Origin of the sequence: Mesorhizobium sp. M0408, from assembly GCF_040321495.1 — a bacterium.
Lineage (GTDB): Bacteria > Pseudomonadota > Alphaproteobacteria > Rhizobiales > Rhizobiaceae > Mesorhizobium.
This window is the reverse complement of sequence record NZ_JAMYRO010000010.1, coordinates 24702-43761: the sequence shown is the minus strand read 5'-3', so window position 1 is coordinate 43761 and position 19060 is coordinate 24702. Positions and strand designations below refer to the sequence as shown.

Below are 19060 nucleotides of genomic sequence, written 5' to 3'. Positions count from 1 at the left end.
TCTCAGCCGGCGCGGAACATGGCGCAGTCGCAAGGATGGTCGAGCATCGCCTGCAACTCGCCGTCGAGATGCATCAGCGTCACCGAGGCGCCGGCCATTTCGAGAGAGGTGCAGTAATTGCCGACCCAGGTCGCGTGGACGGAAACGCCGATCTCGTCGAGCCTCTGCTTGACCCGCCGATTCATGATGTAGAGTTCCATCAGCGGCGTCGAGCCGAGCGAATCGACCAGCACCGCGACCTTGTCGCCGCGCGCCGGCGCCATCTCGTCGAGGATATTGTCCAGCATCTCGTCTGTGATCTCGTCGGCGGTTTTCAATTTTCCGCGCGCGATGCCTGGCTCGCCATGGATGCCCATGCCGATCTCCATCTCGTCCGGTCCGATCTCGAAATTGGGCCGGCGGGTCTGCGGCAAGGAGCAGGGCGACAGCGCCACGCCCATGGTGAAGGTGTGATCGTTGGCCTTCCTGGCGATGCGCTCGCACTCGTCGAAAGAGAGCATTCGGTCGCAGGCGGCACCGGCGGCCTTGAAGATGAAGAAATTGCCGGCGACGCCGCGTCGCTTCTGCCTCTGGTCGCGTGGCGCCGAGGCGACATCGTCGGTGGTCAGCACGGTACGCACCTCGATGTCGTCCATTGCCGCCATTTCGGCGGCCATGTCGAAGTTCATCACGTCGCCGGCATAGTTGCCGTACATGAACAGCACGCCGGCGCCACCGCTGGCCGCCTTGGCGCATTCGAGGATCGGGTCCGGCGGCGGCGAGGCGAAGACATTGCCGATCGCGGCCGCGTCAGCCAGCCCCTTGCCGACGAAGCCGAGGAAGGTCGGCTCATGGCCCGAGCCGCCGCCGATGACAAGGCCGACCTTGTCTGGGCGCGGTCCGTCGCGGGCGATAATGGCGCGCGGACTGCCGTCCGCGCTTCTGAGGTGGCGCGGATGCGCAGCCAGGATGCCCTCCAGCATCTCGTCGACGGAGCGATTGCCGTCATTGATGATCTTCTTGGTCTGCACCGGCATCCTCCTGCTTCGTGAGATACTACAGCGCCTTACCGGGATTTCCACCCGGCGGTGGAGGTTTCACGCCGCGATGTGTTCGCGTGCTGCCAGCAGTTGCACGCAGGCACTGGCCGCCTCTTTGCCCTTGACCTTGAAATGCTCGAAGAAGAAGCGGTGATGGTCCGCGCTGTCATGGTAGTTGTGCGGCGTCAGCACCGCCGAAAGCACCGGCACGCCAGTCGACAATTGCACATTCATCATCCCGTCGATGACCGCGCTTGCAACAAACTCGTGCCGGTAGATGCCGCCATTGACGACGAACGCGGCGCCGAGGATAGCGGCATAGCGGCCGGTCACGGCAAGCGTCTTTGCATGCAGGGGAATCTCATAAGCGCCAGGCACATCGAAGACATCGACGGCAAAGCGTTTCTCTCCGAGAACCGCCAGTTCCGCCTCGAATGCTTCAACGCATTGGTCGACGATATCGGCATGCCAACGCGCGCGAATGACGGCAACGCGGATCGTTTCATAGTCGTTGTGGGAATGCTGATTCATGGGTCCATCCTTCCGTTTCGAACCAGAATCAGGACGCACGATACGGAGTCCGAACCGCGAAAGCGGACCGTCTTCCATTTCGTTCTCTTCCATCCGGACTGTGACCGTCGGCTCCGGAATCACACCGGATCTGCTGACCCCTCCGGCTAACCGGAAAGCGCTCGCGGGCTTGGGCCGAGACCCTTACCGCCGGTGGGGACTTTCACCCCGCCCTGAGAACATTGACGGCGTTTGTATGGAAGGGCCGGAAAGCGCTGTCAACCACCGGCGTCGTCGTCGATGGCGCAGAAATAGCGATTCGTTTCGACCTGGTCACCGTTGAGGGCGAGGGAGGAGAGCGTCAAATGGCGATCACCGGTAAGGCAGGCAGCACCTTGTCCAAGGTGATGGGAAATTCACGCACTCGCACGCCGGCCGCGTTGTAAACGGCGTTGGCGACAGCAGCCCCCGCACCGCACACGCCGAGCTCGCCGAGAGCCTTTGCGCCAAGCGGGTTGGCCTTGTCGTCGTCTTCCTCGAGGAAGGCGACCTCCATATCGGGGACATCGCCATTGACCGGCACATGATACTCGGCAAGATCGTGATTGACGAAGTGGCCGTAGCGCGGGTCGAGCACCGTCTGCTCCATCAGCGCTGCACCGATCCCCCAGGTCATGCCGCCGATGATTTGCGAGCGCGCGGTCTTGGCGTTGAGGATACGGCCCGCGCCGATCACAGCCAGCATCCGGCGCATCCGGATTTCACCGGTATCGCAATCGACAGCGACCTCTGCGAAATGCGCGCCATAGGAATGCTGCGAATAGGTCTTGTATGACTGGGTGGTGGCGCCCGCGGCTACGGAGCCTTCGGCTTCGAGCCCGTCGGGAGAGATCCCTCGGATAAGATCGGCCAGGCTCGCCGATCGCTGGCCGACCCTGACCTCGCCGTCGGCAAAGCTTGCCTCGGTGGCGTTCGCGCCGCGCAACGGCGAGGCTTCGTTCGACTGCGCCGCCTCCAGGATCCGTTCCTTGAGGACGTTGCACGCATTATACAAGGCCGAACCCGCACTTGCTGCGCCCCAGGACCCGCCGGAGCCGGCGGTACGCGGGAAGCGGCTGTCGCCGAGCTCCACCTTGACGGACGAGATCGGCAGGCCGAGGCTCTCGGCGGCAATCTGGGTCAGGATCGTATAGGTGCCGGTCCCAATATCGGTCATGTCGAGCCGCGCCGTCACCCGACAGTCCCGGTCGATCGCAACCCGCGCCGTCGCCGCGCCGATATAGTTCGGACGGATCGCCGCCGCCATGCCGTGGCCGATAAGCTTGCGGCCCTCCCGAGTTCGGCCCGGTGTCGGGTTTCTCCGCTCCCAGCCGAAACGGCGGGCGCCTTCCTCCATGCAGGCGACGAGATTGCGGGTGGAGAACGGCACGCCGCGCTCGGGATCCTGTGCCGGTTCGTTGCGGATCCTGAGTTCGATCGGGTCCAGACCGGCGCGCTCGGCGAGCTCATCCATGGCGCATTCGAAAGCCAGCATGCCGGGCGCTTCGCCGGGCGAGCGCATCCATTCGCCGCGGTTGATGTCCAGCGGAACCAGGCGATGGCGGGTGAGACGGTTCGGCGCGGCGTAGAGCGAGCGCGCAAAAACTGCCGTTTGTTCGCAGTACTCCTCGAAGCTGGACGTTGCGGACCAGACATCGTGCGCGATCCCGGTGAGCCGCCCGTCAGTGTCCGCGCCGAGACGTACCTGTTGGACCATCTCTGCGCGATGACCGGCATTGGCGAACATCTGTTGTCGCGTCAGCGCGATCTTCACGGGGCGCTGCAGCACCTGCGCTGCAAGTGCGGCCAGGATCGTGTCGGCATGGGCAATCAGCTTGGAACCGAAGCCTCCGCCGATGAAGGGGCTGACGATGCGCACTCGCTCGAGCGGGATGCGAAGCGTGCTGGCGACCCCGGCCCGGAAGTTCGCGAGGGTCTGCGCCGATGTACGGATCGTCAGCTCGTTGCCTGACCAGGCAGCAAGCGTCGCATGCGGCTCCATCGGATTGTGATGTTCGAAGGGGGTCCCGTAGGTGGAATCGATCTTGATCGGCGCCGTCGCAAAGGCGCGCTCGAAGTCGCCGACCACGCTGTCGGTCTCGAAGCCGGCATTGGTCCGCTTTGGCGCGTAGGCGTCGGCGATATGTCCCGGTAGATCGTAGAGGCCCGGCTCCTCGTCATAGCGTACTCTGATGGGGCCCGCAGCAGCGCGTGCCGCCTCGAACGTCTCCGCAACGACCAGCGCGACCGGCTCGTCGTAATACCGTACTCGATCGCTGTTGAGCGCGGGCCGGGGGCGCGTGAAGACCTCCGGCACCGTTGGCGTGACCGTTGGGCCGAAATCCGGCTGGGCCGGCGCATTGCGGTGCGTGATGACGAGCAGCACTGCCGGCGCCCGTTCGGCTTCGGTCGTGTCGATCTCGGCGATGCGGCCCTTGGCGACGGAGGCGCCGAGAATGTAGCCATAGGCTGTACCATCCAGCTCATTCTCGTAAGCGTATGTGGCGCCGCCCGTCACTTTGAGCGGACCGTCGATGCGGTCGATCGGCCTCCCGATGATGCCAGCATCGGGACGAGGTTTCATCCTTGAATGGGTGGCGGAGCCGGGCAGTCCGGGTATGGTCTCGTTCATAAGTCACCTAAAGATTTTTCATCTGGAGTTCGGAAGCATCGAGGCCGCGACGACGCCGCTTCCTCGCACCTTTATGTTCGTCGCGCGGCGGCCGGAGCTCACGCGGCGATCTCGCCGAAATACTCGCGAAATTCGACCAGCCTCCCTGTCGGGCCGGCCCGGATGAGGATCGCATGCAGGCCAGTGTAGGGCGCGCCACCGATTGTCCCGCTCCCGCGGTCGCAGACGATGACCCAGTCGGCGGCGAAGAGCTTGAGATCGACGGTCGATTTCGTGATCCTGTTTCCCTGCGCCTGATGCGCGGCGGTCCAGGCTGCGAGTGCCCGCTTGCCTTCCGGTGGTCCGTGTCGGCCTCGTTGCTCGCCGACAGGGAATTGGAAGGTCATCGTCTCATCGCAACAATCAAGGAATGCCGTCCAGTCGCCAGAGGCCCAGCCGGCAAAGAAGGCGTCGACGGCGGCCTCGAGCCCGTGACGAGCTCCCGGGTCGGATGTGGCGCCCCAAGCTGCTGCGGCAGAAACAAAAAGGCCGCCACCCGCGGCGGCAACGGCGCGTCGCGTGAGTTTCATATCGATCTCCTGCTCGTCGCCTGCATCTGGGAACCGCTGTTCGGGGTCGTCGTCTCTGTCATCGTGTCACCTCACGCACTCTCGACGGCAGCAGCGAGCGTGTGCCGCATCGTCCGTTTCGCCAGCGGGATCTTGAAATCATTGGCGCCATGCCCGACAGCTCCGGCGAGCGCGGCTTCGGCCGCGTCGATAAAGGCACCGTCGGACGCCGACGCTCCTGCGAGCGTGCGCTCCGCCTCCGTCGCGCGCCAGGGCTTGGCTGCCACGCCGCCCATGGCGATCCGAGCACTTCGAATACGGTCGCCGCCTTTCTCGACGATTGCTGCCACGGACACCAGCGCGAAGGCGTAGGAAGCACGGTCGCGCACCTTGCGGTAAAGCTGCCGGCCGGGTGGCGGCGGCGGCAGGACAACCGCGACGACCATTTCGCCGTGGCCGAGCACGGTCTCCACCTGGGGCATCGTCTCGGGCAATCGATGGAAATCGCCGATCGGGGTCGTACGGGTCTCGCCGCCGGGCGAGACGGTCTCGATCCTGGCGTCGAGCCCGGACATGGCGACCGCCATGTCAGAAGGATGGACCGCGATGCAGGCTTCGCTCGCGCCGAGTACGGCGTGCATGCGGTTGAAGCCCTGAAGTGCCGCGCAGCCCGAACCCGGCTGGCGCTTGTTGCAGGGCATGTTGCGGTCGTAGAAATAGGGGCAGCGCGTGCGCTGCAGGAGATTGCCGCTGGTCGAGGCCTTGTTGCGTATCTGGCCGGACGCTCCCGCCAGCAGCGCTTGCGTGAGCATCGGGTAGCGCGACCTTACCCGCGGGTCGGCGGCGAGATTGCTATTGCGGACCTGGGCGCCGACCCGAAGCCCGCCTTCCGCCGTCTCCTCGATCCGATCAAGCGGCAGCCGGCTGATGTCGACGAGATGCGCTGGGCGCTCGATCTCGAGCTTCATCAGGTCGAGCAGGTTGGTACCGCCGCTGATGAACTTGGCGTCCGGCCGGGCCGCAACCGCGGCCGCCGCCTGCTCAGCACTCGTCGCACGTTCATAAGTGAAGGACTGCATTGCTCATGCCTCCTCTGCCGCGTCGCGGATTGCAGCGACAATGTTCGGATAGGCGGCGCAACGGCAGATGTTGCCGCTCATCCGCTCGCGGATCTCGGCATCGGTGAGAGCGACGGAAGCCGCTGCCACGTCGGCGCTCGCATGGCTTGGCCAGCCGGCCCGCGCCTCGCCCAGCATGCCAACCGCCGAGCAGATCTGGCCTGGCGTACAGTAGCCGCACTGGAAACCGTCGCGGGCGACGAAGGCGGCCTGGACCGGATGCAGCCGGTCACCCTCGGCAAGGCCCTCGACCGTGGTGATCTCGTCGCCTTGATGCATTGCGGCAAGCGTCAGGCAGGAATTGATCCGGCGCCCATCGACGAGCACCGTGCATGCGCCGCACTGGCCGTGGTCGCAGCCCTTCTTCGAGCCGGTGAGGCCGAGATGGTTGCGCAGGGCGTCGAGCAGCGTCGTCCGCGGGTCGAGCTCGATGGCAAGATCCTTCGCGTTGATCCGTAACGACATCGTCATCGTCGGTAGTGGTGAGGACGACGCAGCCGCTGTGACGGTCTCGGCCGGCTCGGCGTCAACCGGTAGTCCGGTAGCCAGGAGCACCCCGGTCGCAACACCGCCTTCCAATACCATTCGACGCGTCGGTCCGCTCCTGTTGTCCGTTTTGGCCATGCATGATCTCCCAGTCGCAATGAAGCGCAGACGGCAACTTGACCCGAGCGAACCCTCGGGTTCTGTCACCCAACGACACTGGAGGTGGGAGTGCGGGCGGCGGCTTTCTTTCAAGAAACCGGCGGCACTATCAGGATTCTGGAGAAGAATTCACCCGATAGGCACGAGGCGTCATGCCCCTCAGACGTCGGAAGGTCGTGGTGAAGTGGCTCTGGCTTGAGAAGCCGAGCCGAAAGGCAATGACACCGATCGACAAACCCGTTTCGCGCAGCAGCGCCTCCGCTCGCCGCACCCGTTCCTCGATCACATAGGCGTAGGGTGCAAGGCCGGTCGTCGCCTTGAAGCGACGCGCAAAACTGTCGACGGCCATGCCCGCGGCGGCTGCCAGCTCGCTTAGCGAAATGTCGGAATTCATATGCGCATCGATGTAATCCCGAACGCGACCAAGTGCCCGGCGGCTGAGACAGCCGTGACGTACAAACCGCGGTTGCTCCCGGCTCAGGTTGGCCACGCGGAGACTGACGAGGGCGACCAGATGCTCGACATAGGCAGTGTCTGGCTTGTGGCCGAGTGCCATCTCGTCACGAAGCGAACTCAAGAGCGTGGCGACGACCGCGTCTTTCTTGTTTACCAGTATAGGCAGGTTCCTCAGGCGTTCGCATCCGGGAAGCCCGATATCGGGATCGATCCACAGGGCTGAATAGGAGAGGTTTACATCGCGATAGAAGCCCTGTCGTTCCGCGCCTGCCGGGACGAAGGTGAGGGCTCCGGGACGGTCCATTCCGTCGTAAAGGGATCGTGCCTCGTGCCGGATGGATGTATGGGACGTGCCGCCTTCTTCGGTCAGCACGATCAGATGATGAGGGGCTGTCCAGCGGAGCTCCGCCTCCCGGCACGCCCACCGCCGGTTGTCGAAGACGATCGAGGAGCTGACCCATGACGCGGTTTGCAGGGGCTCCGACTTCTCGTCCTGGCTCCGAACCCGTCCGTCACCAAGCAACGGTCTGAATGACATCGCGGTATCCCGCTGGTTCACTCGCCGAGCCGTGGGCAACCCCGGCTTCGAGCGTTGGGCGCCGCGCCGCCGCTACGCATACGGCCGTCCATGTGGGACAGGCAACGGGCGTTTTTAACCGTGCCGCGTTCAAGAAATCGTGAGATCAGGCAAATCCGGAGCGCCCTCTCGGCAAAGCGGATCATCCGCGCTCGGGAAACATCGCCCTCAGGCCTTCGCGCGAGGCCGTAGCGACACCGCGTTCGGTGATCAAGCCGGTGACCAGCCGCGCCGGCGTCACGTCGAAGGCCGGATTGGCCGCCGGCGTGGCTTCCGGCGATACGCGGACCTGGGCGATCTCTCCGGAAGCGGTCTTGCCCCAGACCAGTGAGACCTCGTCGGGCGAGCGCTGTTCGATCGGGATGTCGGCCAGCCCGTCGCCCACAGTCCAGTCGATCGTCGGCGACGGCAGCGCGACATAGAACGGCACGTCGTTGTCGTCGGCGGCAAGCGCCTTGAGATAGGTACCGATCTTATTGCAGACATCGCCGTCGGCGGTGGTCCTGTCGGTGCCGACGACGACCATATCGATCTGGCCGCGCTGCATCAGATGGCCGCCGGCATTGTCGACGATCAGCGTATGCGGCACGCCGTGGCCGGCCATCTCCCAGGCGGTCAATTGGGCACCCTGGTTGCGGGGTCGTGTTTCGTCGACATAGACATGGACTGGAATGCCGGCTTCCGTCGCCAGATAGATCGGCGCGGTGGCGGTGCCGTAGTCGACCGTGGCCAGCCACCCGGCGTTGCAGTGGGTCAGGATATTGACCGGTTCGCCCGGCTGCTTGCGCGCCGCGATCGCCTTGATGATTTCGAGCCCATGGGCGCCGATGGCGCGGTTGAGGCCGACATCCTCGTCGGCGATCTCGCCGGCACGCCGATAGGCAGCCGCGGCACGTTCTGCCAGGGGAAGCGTCAGCAGGAAGCGTTGCATTTCGTTCAGCGCCCAGCGCAAATTGATCGCCGTCGGGCGCGTTTCGTGCAAGGTTGCCCAGACGGCGTCGAGTGCTGCATCCGACGGATCGTCGGCCATCTGCATGGCGACGCCATAGGCCGCGGTGACGCCGATCAGCGGCGCCCCGCGCACCCACATGTCGCGGATTGCCGTGGCGATGCCGGCGACGGAATCGATCTTTTCGATGCGGAAATCATGCGGCAGCCAGCGCTGGTCGATGATCTCCACCGAACGCCCGTCGTCACTCGGCCAGATGGTGCGGTAGTGGCGGTCGCCGACGTTCAAATCCTGCTCTCCCGTTCGATCAGCGCGGCCAACCGGTTGACCTCGTCGATGCTGTGGATCTGGCGCCGGTTGACGGCGAGGTGACGGCCGAATTTCAGCGCCTTTGCCTCACATCTGGCGCGCAGATCCGGATCGGCAATGGTCTCGAAATCGGCATTGTGGGCAAGGCCGAGAATTCGCCGGTGAACCTCGACGCCGGCAAAGCCGAGCAGATCGGTCCAGATCGAATGCAGCATGTGGTCTAGCGCCTGCTCGGCGCCAAGCCTGTCGCCCTGATCTTCGAACAGGCTCTTCTGGTAGAGCATGCCGGTACGCTCGGTTCGCCACAGATGCGAGAACTCGGCGCGAAACACCGACCATGTCTCGACCGTAACGCCGAGCAGATAGTCACGCATGGCGTCGCGGCTTCCGTCCTGTTCATGGCCGCGCTGCGAGAAGAACGCCATCCAGAAATTGGCGAGCAGCATGCCGACGTCGAAGGCGATCGGCCCGTAGAAGGCGAATTCGGGGTCGATCATCCTCGTTTCGATGTCGGTGACCATGATCGAGCCGGAATGCAGGTCGCCATGCAGCAGCGTCTCGGCATTGGCAGCGAAGATGTGCTTCATGCGCTGCGCCTCGACCTTGAGGTCGCGGTCGGCGCGCAGCTCGGCGACAATGCCATCGAGCTGCGGGCTGGTGTGCTGGTTCATCTTGGCATCGAAATACGGATCCGAGAAAACCAGGTTCTCGGTGATGTCGCAGAGTTCGACATTGTCGGCGAACAGTGCCAGATCGGCCTTGCGGTCCTTGGTCGCCATATGCAGGTCGGAGCCGCGAAACAACGTGCGGGCCATGAACAAGCCGATGTCTGTCGCGATGTTGGGCAATTGCCGGCCTTCGATCAGCGCCCGCCGCAGGATAATGTGCGGCGACAGATACTCCATGATGATCAGCGCCTGGCCTTCGTCGAAGTGATAGATATCGGGCACCGAACCCGGCGCCCGCGCCTGTTGCCGCGTCAGCGCATGGTATTCGAAGAAGGAGCGTTTTAGCGGCAGCGGCCAGCTGTCGCCGACCAGCCGGACGTAGGGCAGGGCCTGCTTGACGACGGCCGCACCCTCAGCACCCTCGACGATGAACACCAGGTTCAGATTGCCATCGCCGACTTCACGAACCTTCCACTGGCTCGTATCCTTGCCGATCTGCGAACACAGGGGCTCGTTGGCACCGAGACGGCCCGCCAGTGTCTCGACCGACAGTGCTTCGAACGGCGATTTCCCAGTCATCCTCACCTCCCGCTCATGTGCTCCGATGATAGCGGAGCCAACGCGGTCGGGCCAAGCTAGGAAGCCTGCTGGCAATTGTCAATCGTGTTGACAATTGCCGATATAGCCCATAGCGTCATGGTCAGGGAGGAACGAATGGGCAATGATGCCGTGTTCCGCGTCGACGGCCTGAGGAAATCCTTTGGCCATATCGAGGTGCTTGGCGGCGTCTCGCTCGAATTGCATGCCGGCGAAGTGACCGTGCTGATGGGCGCCAACGGCGCCGGCAAATCCACCCTCGTCAAGATCATCAGTGGCGTCTACGACCATGGCGGCGGCTCGATGTCGCTTGCCGGTCATGAGTTCGACCCGAAAACGCCGGCGGAGGCGATCCGCGCCGGCGTCGTCACCGTCCACCAGAACATTAATGACGGTGTCGTCGCCGACCTCGACGTCGCCACCAATCTTACCCTCGACAGGTTGAGCGGCAGCGGCGTGCCGACCCTGTTCAATCCAGGCCGGGTGCGTCGCGAGGCAAAGGCGGTGGCCGACCGCATGGGACTGGCCATCGACCTCAAGGCCCGGATCAGCGATCTCTCTCTGGCCGACCGCCAGATGGTGGCGATCGCCCGCGCCATGGCGCACCGGCCGAAAGTGCTGATCCTCGACGAGCCGACTTCCTCGCTGTCCAGCGCCGAGGCCGACCGGCTGTTCGCATTGCTCGACCGGCTTCGCCAGCAAGGCGTGGCCATCCTCTACATTTCGCACCGTATGTCTGACATCAGGCGGCTTGCCGATCGCATCATTTCGATGCGCGATGGGGTCATCTCAGGCATCTTCGACAAGAAGCCGCTGGATTACGAAGGTGCGGTCAACGCCATGCTCGGCCGCAAGATCCAGCTCGAGCGGATCGTCGCCAGGAATTCGGCCAAAGCAATTTTTGCCACGGACGGGTTGCGGGTTGCAGAAGGCGCCCGGCCGATTTCGCTGACCCTCGGCGACGGCGAGGTCGTTGCCATCACCGGCCTCGTCGGCGTCGGCAAGACCGCGCTCGCCGAGACGCTGTTCGGCCTGCGCCAGCCGCTGGGCGGGACCATGATGCTGAACGGGAAACCCTATGCGCCGGCATCGACCGGCGAAGCGATTGCCGCCGGTGTGTTTCTCGTCGCCAAGGACCGGGGCGAAAACGGCATCGTCGGCGACTTCAACGTCCAGGAGAATATCAGCCTGCCGTTCCACAGGCGCATGTCGCGTCTCGGCGTCCTCAAGCGCCGTATCGAACGCGCCATTGCTCGCCAGCAGATCCAGGAGTTGGGCATCGTCTGTCGCTCCGAGAGGGACGAGATGGCGTCGCTTTCCGGTGGCAATCAGCAGAAGGTGATGGTCGCCCGCTGGATGTCGCAGGCGGCAAGGCTTTTCATCCTCGACGAGCCGTTTCAAGGTGTGGACATCTCGGCCAGACGCGATATCGCCGCCAAGCTGCGGACCAGCGCCCACGGCCGCGCGACGCTGCTGTTCGTCACCGAACTCGACGAAGCCCTGGAGACGGCCGATCGCATCCTGGTGATGTCGGAGCAGACGATCGTCGGCGAGCACCGCAATACCGATGTCGATCTCGAGCGTCTGCTGGCCGAAGTGGCGGGCGGGCCTTTGCACAGCGCAGCCTGAGAGCGGGAAGACGATGAGAATTGGAATGGAGAGGGCATGAATTCGGGTCGGATAAAGACGGTGCCAGCGTGCGGGAGCGCTGAATGATCCTGCGCGACAATGCTATTCGCTACGGCTTCATCGTTCTGTTGTTCGGGCTGATCGCCTATTTCGCTGTTGCCGCCGATGGTTTCGTCTCGCCGCAAAGCGCCGTCTTCATCTTCCAGTCGGTCGCCATCACCGGTGTTCTGGCGCTCGGCGTCACCGCCACGCTGGTCGTCGGCGGCTTCGACCTGTCGATCGGCTCTGTCGCCACCAGCGCCATGATGGCGGCTGCCTATGTCATGGTGGTGCTGGGGCAGAACGCCGTCGTGGCGGTCGTCGTCTGTCTTGTGATCGGCGCCGTCGTCGGCCTGATCAATGGCTGGCTGATCGTCTATATGCGGGTTCCGGACCTTTTGGCGACGCTCGGCATGATGTTCCTGCTTGTCGGCCTGCAGCGCATACCGACCGAGGGCCGTTCGATCGCCACTGGCATGACCATGCCCGACGGCTCGGTCGCCAACGGCAGTTTCGGCGCCGCGTTCCTGGCGCTTGGCCGCCATCGCTTCGATTTCTTCATCCCGAACCTCATTCCGGTGTCGGTCGTCGTCCTGCTCGTGCTGGCGGTGCTGATCTGGTTCTTTCTCGAATACACGCGTTTCGGGCGCATGATGTATGCGGTCGGCAGCAACGAACGCGCCGCAGAACTCGCCGGCGCGCCTGTCAAGGCATACAAAATCTGGGCCTATGTGATTTCGGGAGTTTTTGCCTCGATCGGCGGCATTTTGCTCGCTGCCCGGCTTGGACGCGGCGACATCGCCTCGGGTAATAATCTGTTGCTCGACGCGGTGGCTGCGGCACTCATCGGTTACGCGGTTCTCGGCGCCGCCAAGCCGAACGCCTTCGGCACGGCTGTCGGCGCGGTGTTTGTCGGCGTGCTGTTGCAGGGCCTGACGATGATGAACGCGCCTTACTACACGCAGGATTTCGTCAAGGGCGTGGTTCTCGTGGTCGCCCTTGTCTTTACCTTCGCCCTTTCCGGCAGGGGCAGGAGATAGGGGTTCGACCGGGTCACATTTTGGGTTCAACAAGTGGAGGAAACGACGTGAACATCACAAGAAGGCTTTTAGGGAAGGCAGCGCTCGGGCTTGCCGGCGCAACATTGCTTATGCAGTTGCCGGCGATGGCGCAGGACAGGCCGGCGCCGTTCGACAAGCCGGGCGCCGTCAAGATAGCGCTGGTCCGCTATCTCTCGACTGGCGACTTCTTCCAGGCGTATCTGTCCGGCGTCGAGGCGCAGGCCAAGGCACTCGGTGTCGACCTGCGCGTGCTCGACAGCCGCCAGGACGCGGCGCTTCAGGCGGACATGGTCGACCAGGCCATCGCGCTCGGCGTCCAGGGCATCATCATCCAGCACGGCCTGACGGAATCGATGAAGGACGCCGCCCAGCGCGCGGTCGAGGCCGGCATCAAGGTCGTCGCCTTCGACGTCAATGTCGAAAACCCCAAGATCCCGCAGATCGAGCAATCCGACCGCGACCTCGCGCGCCTGGCGCTCGAACAGGCGGTCAAGGACAATGGCGAGAGCTGGAAGGCCGGCTATGTCTATGTCGCCGGCATCGCGCCGCTCGACCGCCGCAACGAGACCTGGGTCGAATTCAAGAAGAAATATTCGGGCATCAACGAAGCCGCCATGTTCGGCACGCTCGACAATCCGATCGCCAATTCGGTCGCCAACCAGGCCCGTTCGGTGCTATCGGCCCACCCCGACATCAAGGTGATGTTCGCGCCCTATGACGAATTCGCCAAGGGCGTGAAGATCGCGGTCGACGAAGCCGGACTGAACAAGGACATCAAGATCTATTCGGCCGACATCTCGACCTCGGACATCGCCGCGATGCGCGAGCCGGACAGCGCCTGGGCGGCAACCGCCGCCACCAACCCGGCCGTCGTCGGCCAGGTCTCGGTGCGTGCGCTGGCGCAGCTGTTGGCCGGTGAAGATCCCGGCCACAACGTCATTGTACCGCCGACGCTGATCACCCAGAAGGACCTCGTCGACAAGGACATCAAGAACATGGAAGACCTCTCGGCCAAGCTGCCGCAATTCGCCCATGCCGACGTCGCGATGCCGGCCTGGATGCCGAACCCGAACGCGAAGTAGTCTTTCGCTATAGGCAAAGGAAAAGAGCGGCTCGCGGGCCGCTCTTTTTGTTGGTCCGGTGTTTAGATCTACCTCAACGCCGCCGCGATGTTGCCGCCATCGACTGTCGTCACATCGGCGGTGGTCCGCTCGGCCAGCGCCTGATGCAGGAAGGCTTGGGCGACGTCTTCGGCCGTCACTTCCTGCCCGAGCAGGTTGCCGGACATGTACTCCTTCGCCGAGACGCCGCGCGCGCCCGAGCGGCTGGTGATCATGGCATCGGTCAACAGCCCCGAACGGATGCGGTCGGCGTTGACGGCATTGGAGCGGATGCCATGCGCGCCGTAGTCGAGCGCATATTGCCTGGACAGGAACAGCGTTGCCGCCTTGGGAATGCCATAGGCGCCGAACTTCGGCCCCGGATTGACCGCCTGCTTGGAGGTGTTGAACAACAGCACGCCGCCGGTGCCCTGTTCCAGCATGATGCGCACGGCATTCTGCGCCGCCGACTGATGGGCGAAGAAATTGAGTTCGAAGCTTTTGCGCAAGGTGGCGTCGTCGAGCTCGCCGATCCGGCCCTCCCAGGCAGCACCGGCATTGGAGACGAGAATGTCGAGGCCGCCGTAGACGTCGACCGCTTTGTCGAAGGCGGCGCGCATCTGCACCGGATCGGTGATGTCGGCGCCAATGCCGATCGAACCGTTGCCAGCCTTTTTTGCCGCCTCGGCAGCCCTTGACCCATCGAGATCGACGACGACGGCATGGGCACCGTTGTCGGCGAACAGCTTTGCCGTGGCAGCACCGATCGCGCCGGCGCCGCCGGTGACCAGCACCACCTGGCCGGTCAGCGGCTTCGGCTTGTTGGCGGCGAGCTTGGCCTGTTCCAGCGACCAGTATTCGAGCGGGAACAGATCGCTTTTGGAGAGCGGGCGGAAATCGCCGACGGCTTCGGCGCCGCGTACCGCCTCGATCCACATTTCGCCGACGTCCGAGGCAATCTTCGCATCCTTCAGCGTGCGGCCGTGGCCGAACATGCCGAGGCCGGGCACCAGCGTCAGCCGCGGCATCGGGTCGAGCATGGTGCGCTTCACGTCGTCGAGCGCATCATTGGTTTCGAAATAGGCGCGATAGTCCTTGGCGAATTTCTCGACATGCTGGCGGATGACGGATTTGTAGTCGCCGACCTTGTCCGCGTCGGGCGCCGGCAGTGCCATCGGTCCGGTTTTGATGCGGATCGACAGGTCGGGTGTCGACACGCCGCGTCCGGCATAGTCGGCAATTTTTGCCGAATTGATGAAATCGACGATCGCATCCGAGGTGCGGAAATCGCTGATCATCCGATCGAAGCGGCCTTCGCCGCGTGCCACCGCCACCGCGCCGCCCAGCATCGGCGCAATGTCCGCGGGCTTCGCCAGCCTGGCCGGCAGTGCCACTTTTTCGGTGCGCGGCTTGCCGTTCCCGGCGATGAAATCCTCGGCGACGTTCACATAATGGATCATCCGGTCATAGGCCTGCCTGGCATCGTCGCCGAAGGTGAAGATGCCGTGCTTGTCTAGGATCAGGCCTTCGACCGTCGGATCGGCGTCGAATACATCGGCGGCCGCCTTGGCCAGATCGAAGCCCGGCATGATGTAAGGCACGAAGCCCATCTTTTCGCCGAACACCTTCCGGCTCAGCGCTTCGCTGTCCTCCTGGTCGACGATGGCCAGGATCGCTGTCGAATGCGTGTGGTCGACGAATTTGTGCGGCAGGAAGGCGTGCAGCAGCGTCTCGACCGACGGATTGGGCGAGGACGGATCGATGAGGTTCGCCCGCTGCAGCGCGACCATGTCCTCGTCGGAGAGCTTCTTGAGCGACCGCGCCTTCAACAGCGCGCCGAGCTTGACCGCCGGCAGGCCCTGCGGCTCGATGACGCCCATGTCCCAGCCGCTGCCCTTGACGCAGAGCACGTCCCATTCGTCGCCGACAAGGTCGGTGGCCTTGGTCTTGCACGAGGTGTTGCCGCCGCCATGCAGGACGAGCCGCGGCTCGCCGCCCAGCAGCCTGGTCGTATAGACGCGCAGCGCCAGATCGCGGGCCACACCCTTCTTTGCATAGTCGGCGACCAGCTTCTCCGCCTCGCCGTCATTCCACAGGTTCTTCATGTCAGCTTCGTCCGATTTCTCTTTGTTGGAACAGGAATGCCGCGACACATTGATGCCAACGCGCCGGCGGCTGGAACTGGGTATCAGGCGACCTCTTCTGCTGTTGCTCCAGCGTGGTCGAGCAGCCGCCGCGCCATGCGCGCGCCGACGACGAGATGGGTGCAGAGCCCGCCGGCGATCGCCGCGGCGAGCGGTTCGAACTTGCTGTCCTCCTGCACCACTACAAGGCGCTTTCCGATCCTGCGCAGCGATGACAGCTCTGCCGAAATCAGCCGGCGGTTGTAGCTGCAGTCGAGCGCCTGGCCTCGGGCGTCGATGATCTGCCCGGCAATGACGCCGGCCGCACCCGCCTTGCGCAATACAGCCATTTCGCTTGGCGTCAGCGCGCCGCATTTGACCAGATGGCTGTCGGTGTCCACCGAGCCTACCGAATACAGCGCCAGGCCGCATTCGCCGATGCCCGACAATTGCTCGCGGATCACCGGCTCGGCGCGCAGGCCGCGTGCCAGTTCTTCCGTCGTCAGCACCAGCGGCGCGTAGAAATTCAGCCCCTTGGCGTTGAGCCGGCGCGCGATTTCCATCGTGCATTGGTCCGGCCGGTACGAATAGGGGGCGCCCAGATTGCCGCAGAGCTGCACCACGGTGACGTCCTGCAGATCGGCATAGGACATGATGTCGGCGATCGTGTAGATGGTCCGTCCCCAGGCGACGCCGATGCGGTCGCCCTTCCTGATCAGCTCGAGAAAGACGCTTGCCGCCAGCACCGCGATGTCGGTCGAGGGGTCGGCGACATAGCCGTTTTCCGGCGCGATCCAGACCGCGTCGAGCTTCAGCGCGTCTTCCAGCTTGCGTGCCAGCACGTCGTCGGTGAAAAGCTGGGTCGAGGTCGAGATGTTGACGATGCCGGTCTCGCGCGCCTTGCGCAGATACATCGCCACCGAGGCACGGGAAATCTTGAGCTGGCTGGCCACCTGGTCCTGGCGCAGGCCGTGTGCATAGTAAAGCCAGGCGGCCTTGTGGATAAGCTGTTCTGCCGGTCGGATCGCCATGCCATCTCCTTGCTGACATTATTCACGGCTCTCGACAAAAGTCAAATTGGGAGGAAGGCATAGATGCCCTTTCGCTCGCCGAATCTAGACCTTTCTTGTGCCAAACGCGGTCTATGATGGCATCGTTGGTGGTGACGGGTCGGAAGCCGGTAGCTAAAGTTCTCGACGAACACATTGCGGAGGACGGGATGGGCAATCCCTACGAACAGGACCTAGACAGGAACCCGGCCAACCACCAGCCGCTGACGCCGCTGACCTATTTTGAGCGGGCGGCAAAAACCTTTCCCGATCAGACCGCCATCATCCATGGCCGCCAGCGCACGACCTATCGCGATTTCTGGAAGCGCTCGCTGAGGCTTGCCTCGGCGCTGGCGAAGCGCGGTATCGGCAAGGGCGACACCGTCACCGTCATGCTGTCCAACACACCGCCGATGCTGGAAGCGCATTTCGGCGTGCCGATGACCAGGGCGGTGCTGCATTCGCTCAACACCCGCCTCGACGCCGCCGTCATTGCCTTCCAGCTCGATCACGCCGAAAGCAAGGTGCTGATCGTCGACCGCGAATTCGCCGGCGTGGTTCGGCAAGCGCTGACGCTGGCCAAGGTCAGGCCGCTGCTGATCGATTACGACGATCCCGACTATGCCGCCGATGCGCCCTATCCCAAGGGCGAGCGGATCGGCACGCTGGACTATGAGGCGTTTGTCGCCGGCGGCGACGAGGATTTCGCCTGGTCGATGCCGGACGACGAATGGGATGCCATTTCGCTCAACTACACCTCCGGCACGACAGGCAATCCGAAGGGCGTCGTCTGCCACCATCGGGGCGCGGCATTGATGGCCTATGCCAACACCATCCATGCCGGCATGGGCAAGCACCCCGTCTATCTGTGGACATTGCCGATGTTCCACTGCAACGGCTGGTGCTTTCCCTGGACGCTTGCCGTGCAGGGCGGCACGCATGTCTGCCTGCGCTGGGTGCGGCCGAAGCCGATCTACGACGCCATCGCCGATCACGGCGTCACCCATCTGTGCGGTGCACCCATCGTCATGTCGGTGCTGATCAACGCCAGGGACGAGGACAAGCGGCAGTTCCCGCAGACCGTCACCTTCAACACCGCCGCGGCGCCGCCGCCCGAGGCGGTGCTGTCGGGCATGGCCGATGCGGGCTTTGCCGTCACCCATCTCTACGGCCTGACCGAAACCTATGGCCCGGCCGTCGTCAACGAATGGCATGGCGAGTGGGACCGGCTGGAGAAAGGGGCGAGGGCGGCGAAGAAGGCCAGGCAAGGCGTACGCTATGCCGCGCTCGAAGGCCTGACGGTGATGGACCCGCAGACGATGCAAGAGACGCCGGCCGACGGCGAGACCATCGGCGAGGTGATGTTCCGCGGCAACATCGTCATGAAAGGCTATCTCAAGAACCGCAAGGCGAGCGACGAGGCCTTTGCCGGCGGCTGGTTCCATTCGGGCGACCTCGGCGTCATCCATCCGGACGGCTACATCCAGCTCAAGGACCGTTCCAAGGACATCATCATCTCCGGCGGCGAAAACATCTCCTCGATCGAGGTCGAGGAGGCGCTGTACAAGCATCCCGCCGTCGCTTCTTGCGGCGTTGTCGCCCGATCCGACGACAAATGGGGCGAGGTGCCGGTCGCCTATGTCGAGCTGAAGCCGGGCAAGGCGGCGACCGAGGCGGAGGTAATCGAGCACTGCCGCGCGCTGCTCGCCCGCTTCAAGGTGCCGAAAGCGGTGATCTTCGCGGAAATCCCGAAGACTTCGACGGGCAAGATCCAGAAGTTCCGGCTGCGGGAGATGGCAAAGCAGCCTTAGGGCCTGATCCGAAAACGGAACCGATTTCGGAAAGCATCTTTTCAAGATCGTTCGCAAAAAACACGGGGCGGCGTTGCAGGCTCGCCCGGCGGAAACCACATGCGTTTCATGGGCCAACTCCGTCCAGGGATGTCACCATCTGTCATCAGCAGCCAAAATCGTGCCTTGACAGGTGATGGTT

General features: G+C 63.9%; 15 protein-coding genes and 1 riboswitch. Of the genes, 4 read left to right on the top strand and 11 right to left on the bottom strand.

Annotated features, from left to right (window positions below; all coding sequences use genetic code 11):
* Positions 1-2: 2 nt before the first annotated feature.
* The 9 genes from NKI67_RS13805 to mtnK form a co-directional block, all read right to left on the bottom strand.
* Complete coding sequence (locus NKI67_RS13805; protein WP_023676013.1) at positions 3-1010, bottom strand: dihydroxyacetone kinase subunit DhaK; 1008 nt, start codon at positions 1008-1010, stop codon at positions 3-5.
* 66 nt (positions 1011-1076) lie between these two features.
* Positions 1077-1550, bottom strand: a complete 474-nt coding sequence (locus NKI67_RS13800; protein ID WP_023676012.1) for a 6,7-dimethyl-8-ribityllumazine synthase — start codon at positions 1548-1550, stop codon at positions 1077-1079.
* Between the two features lie 77 nt (positions 1551-1627).
* Positions 1628-1774, bottom strand: a riboswitch (FMN riboswitch).
* A gap of 116 nt (positions 1775-1890) precedes the next feature.
* A complete protein-coding gene (locus NKI67_RS13795) occupies positions 1891-4152 on the bottom strand; it encodes a xanthine dehydrogenase family protein molybdopterin-binding subunit (protein WP_352645676.1) in 2262 nt (753 codons plus the stop codon).
* 146 nt (positions 4153-4298) lie between these two features.
* Positions 4299-4769, bottom strand: coding sequence for a nuclear transport factor 2 family protein (locus tag NKI67_RS13790; RefSeq protein WP_023676010.1), 471 nt, complete (start codon positions 4767-4769; stop codon positions 4299-4301).
* 71 nt (positions 4770-4840) lie between these two features.
* The gene (locus NKI67_RS13785) at positions 4841-5827 is read right to left on the bottom strand and encodes an FAD binding domain-containing protein (protein ID WP_023676009.1); all 987 of its coding nucleotides are present in this window, start codon (positions 5825-5827) and stop codon (positions 4841-4843) included.
* 3 nt (positions 5828-5830) lie between these two features.
* Positions 5831-6490, bottom strand: coding sequence for a 2Fe-2S iron-sulfur cluster-binding protein (locus NKI67_RS13780; RefSeq protein ID WP_023676008.1), 660 nt, complete (start codon positions 6488-6490; stop codon positions 5831-5833).
* Positions 6491-6620: 130 nt separating this feature from the next.
* On the bottom strand, positions 6621-7505 hold the full coding sequence (locus NKI67_RS13775) for a helix-turn-helix domain-containing protein (RefSeq protein ID WP_031211585.1): 885 nt from the start codon (positions 7503-7505) through the stop codon (positions 6621-6623).
* Positions 7506-7686: 181 nt separating this feature from the next.
* The gene (mtnA, locus tag NKI67_RS13770) at positions 7687-8781 is read right to left on the bottom strand and encodes an S-methyl-5-thioribose-1-phosphate isomerase (RefSeq protein ID WP_352569351.1); all 1095 of its coding nucleotides are present in this window, start codon (positions 8779-8781) and stop codon (positions 7687-7689) included.
* Complete coding sequence (mtnK, locus tag NKI67_RS13765; RefSeq protein WP_023676005.1) at positions 8778-10049, bottom strand: S-methyl-5-thioribose kinase; 1272 nt, start codon at positions 10047-10049, stop codon at positions 8778-8780. The genes mtnA and mtnK overlap by 4 nt, the downstream gene beginning before the upstream one ends.
* A gap of 135 nt (positions 10050-10184) precedes the next feature.
* On the opposite strand from mtnK, the gene NKI67_RS13760 reads away from it, so the two are divergent.
* The 3 genes from NKI67_RS13760 (at position 10185) to NKI67_RS13750 (ending at position 13878) form a co-directional block, all read left to right on the top strand.
* Positions 10185-11696: a sugar ABC transporter ATP-binding protein gene (locus NKI67_RS13760; RefSeq protein ID WP_023676004.1), complete on the top strand. Its 1512-nt coding sequence runs from the start codon at positions 10185-10187 to the stop codon at positions 11694-11696.
* Between the two features lie 83 nt (positions 11697-11779).
* Positions 11780-12775 carry an ABC transporter permease gene (locus NKI67_RS13755; RefSeq protein WP_023676003.1) on the top strand — a complete coding sequence of 332 codons (996 nt, stop codon included), beginning with the start codon at positions 11780-11782 and terminating at the stop codon, positions 12773-12775.
* Positions 12776-12822: 47 nt separating this feature from the next.
* Positions 12823-13878, top strand: coding sequence for a substrate-binding domain-containing protein (locus NKI67_RS13750; RefSeq protein WP_023676002.1), 1056 nt, complete (start codon positions 12823-12825; stop codon positions 13876-13878).
* Between the two features lie 68 nt (positions 13879-13946).
* Here NKI67_RS13750 and NKI67_RS13745 read toward each other — a convergent pair whose 3' ends face one another.
* Both NKI67_RS13745 and NKI67_RS13740 read right to left on the bottom strand, forming a co-directional pair.
* Positions 13947-16001 carry a bifunctional aldolase/short-chain dehydrogenase gene (locus NKI67_RS13745; RefSeq protein ID WP_023676001.1) on the bottom strand — a complete coding sequence of 685 codons (2055 nt, stop codon included), beginning with the start codon at positions 15999-16001 and terminating at the stop codon, positions 13947-13949.
* A gap of 83 nt (positions 16002-16084) precedes the next feature.
* Complete coding sequence (locus NKI67_RS13740; protein WP_023676000.1) at positions 16085-17050, bottom strand: sugar-binding transcriptional regulator; 966 nt, start codon at positions 17048-17050, stop codon at positions 16085-16087.
* A 188-nt stretch (positions 17051-17238) separates the two neighbouring features.
* On the opposite strand from NKI67_RS13740, the gene NKI67_RS13735 reads away from it, so the two are divergent.
* Entirely contained in the window at positions 17239-18879 is a 1641-nt protein-coding gene (locus NKI67_RS13735) for an acyl-CoA synthetase (protein ID WP_023675999.1), read from the top strand.
* Positions 18880-19060 lie beyond the last annotated feature (181 nt).

Bases quoted from the DNA above. Each gene is read 5' to 3' on its own strand.
- NKI67_RS13735 (WP_023675999.1), top strand. From the start codon at position 17,239: ATGGGCAATCCCTACGAACAGGACCTAGACAGGAACCCGGCCAACCAC.
- NKI67_RS13800 (WP_023676012.1), bottom strand. From the start codon at position 1,550: ATGAATCAGCATTCCCACAACGACTATGAAACGATCCGCGTTGCCGTC.
- NKI67_RS13760 (WP_023676004.1), top strand. From the start codon at position 10,185: ATGGGCAATGATGCCGTGTTCCGCGTCGACGGCCTGAGGAAATCCTTT.
- NKI67_RS13755 (WP_023676003.1), top strand. From the start codon at position 11,780: ATGATCCTGCGCGACAATGCTATTCGCTACGGCTTCATCGTTCTGTTG.
- NKI67_RS13745 (WP_023676001.1), bottom strand. From the start codon at position 16,001: ATGAAGAACCTGTGGAATGACGGCGAGGCGGAGAAGCTGGTCGCCGAC.
- NKI67_RS13775 (WP_031211585.1), bottom strand. From the start codon at position 7,505: ATGTCATTCAGACCGTTGCTTGGTGACGGACGGGTTCGGAGCCAGGAC.
- NKI67_RS13785 (WP_023676009.1), bottom strand. From the start codon at position 5,827: ATGCAGTCCTTCACTTATGAACGTGCGACGAGTGCTGAGCAGGCGGCG.
- NKI67_RS13740 (WP_023676000.1), bottom strand. From the start codon at position 17,050: ATGGCGATCCGACCGGCAGAACAGCTTATCCACAAGGCCGCCTGGCTT.
- NKI67_RS13795 (WP_352645676.1), bottom strand. From the start codon at position 4,152: ATGAAACCTCGTCCCGATGCTGGCATCATCGGGAGGCCGATCGACCGC.
- NKI67_RS13790 (WP_023676010.1), bottom strand. From the start codon at position 4,769: ATGAAACTCACGCGACGCGCCGTTGCCGCCGCGGGTGGCGGCCTTTTT.
- mtnK (WP_023676005.1), bottom strand. From the start codon at position 10,049: ATGACTGGGAAATCGCCGTTCGAAGCACTGTCGGTCGAGACACTGGCG.
- NKI67_RS13780 (WP_023676008.1), bottom strand. From the start codon at position 6,490: ATGGCCAAAACGGACAACAGGAGCGGACCGACGCGTCGAATGGTATTG.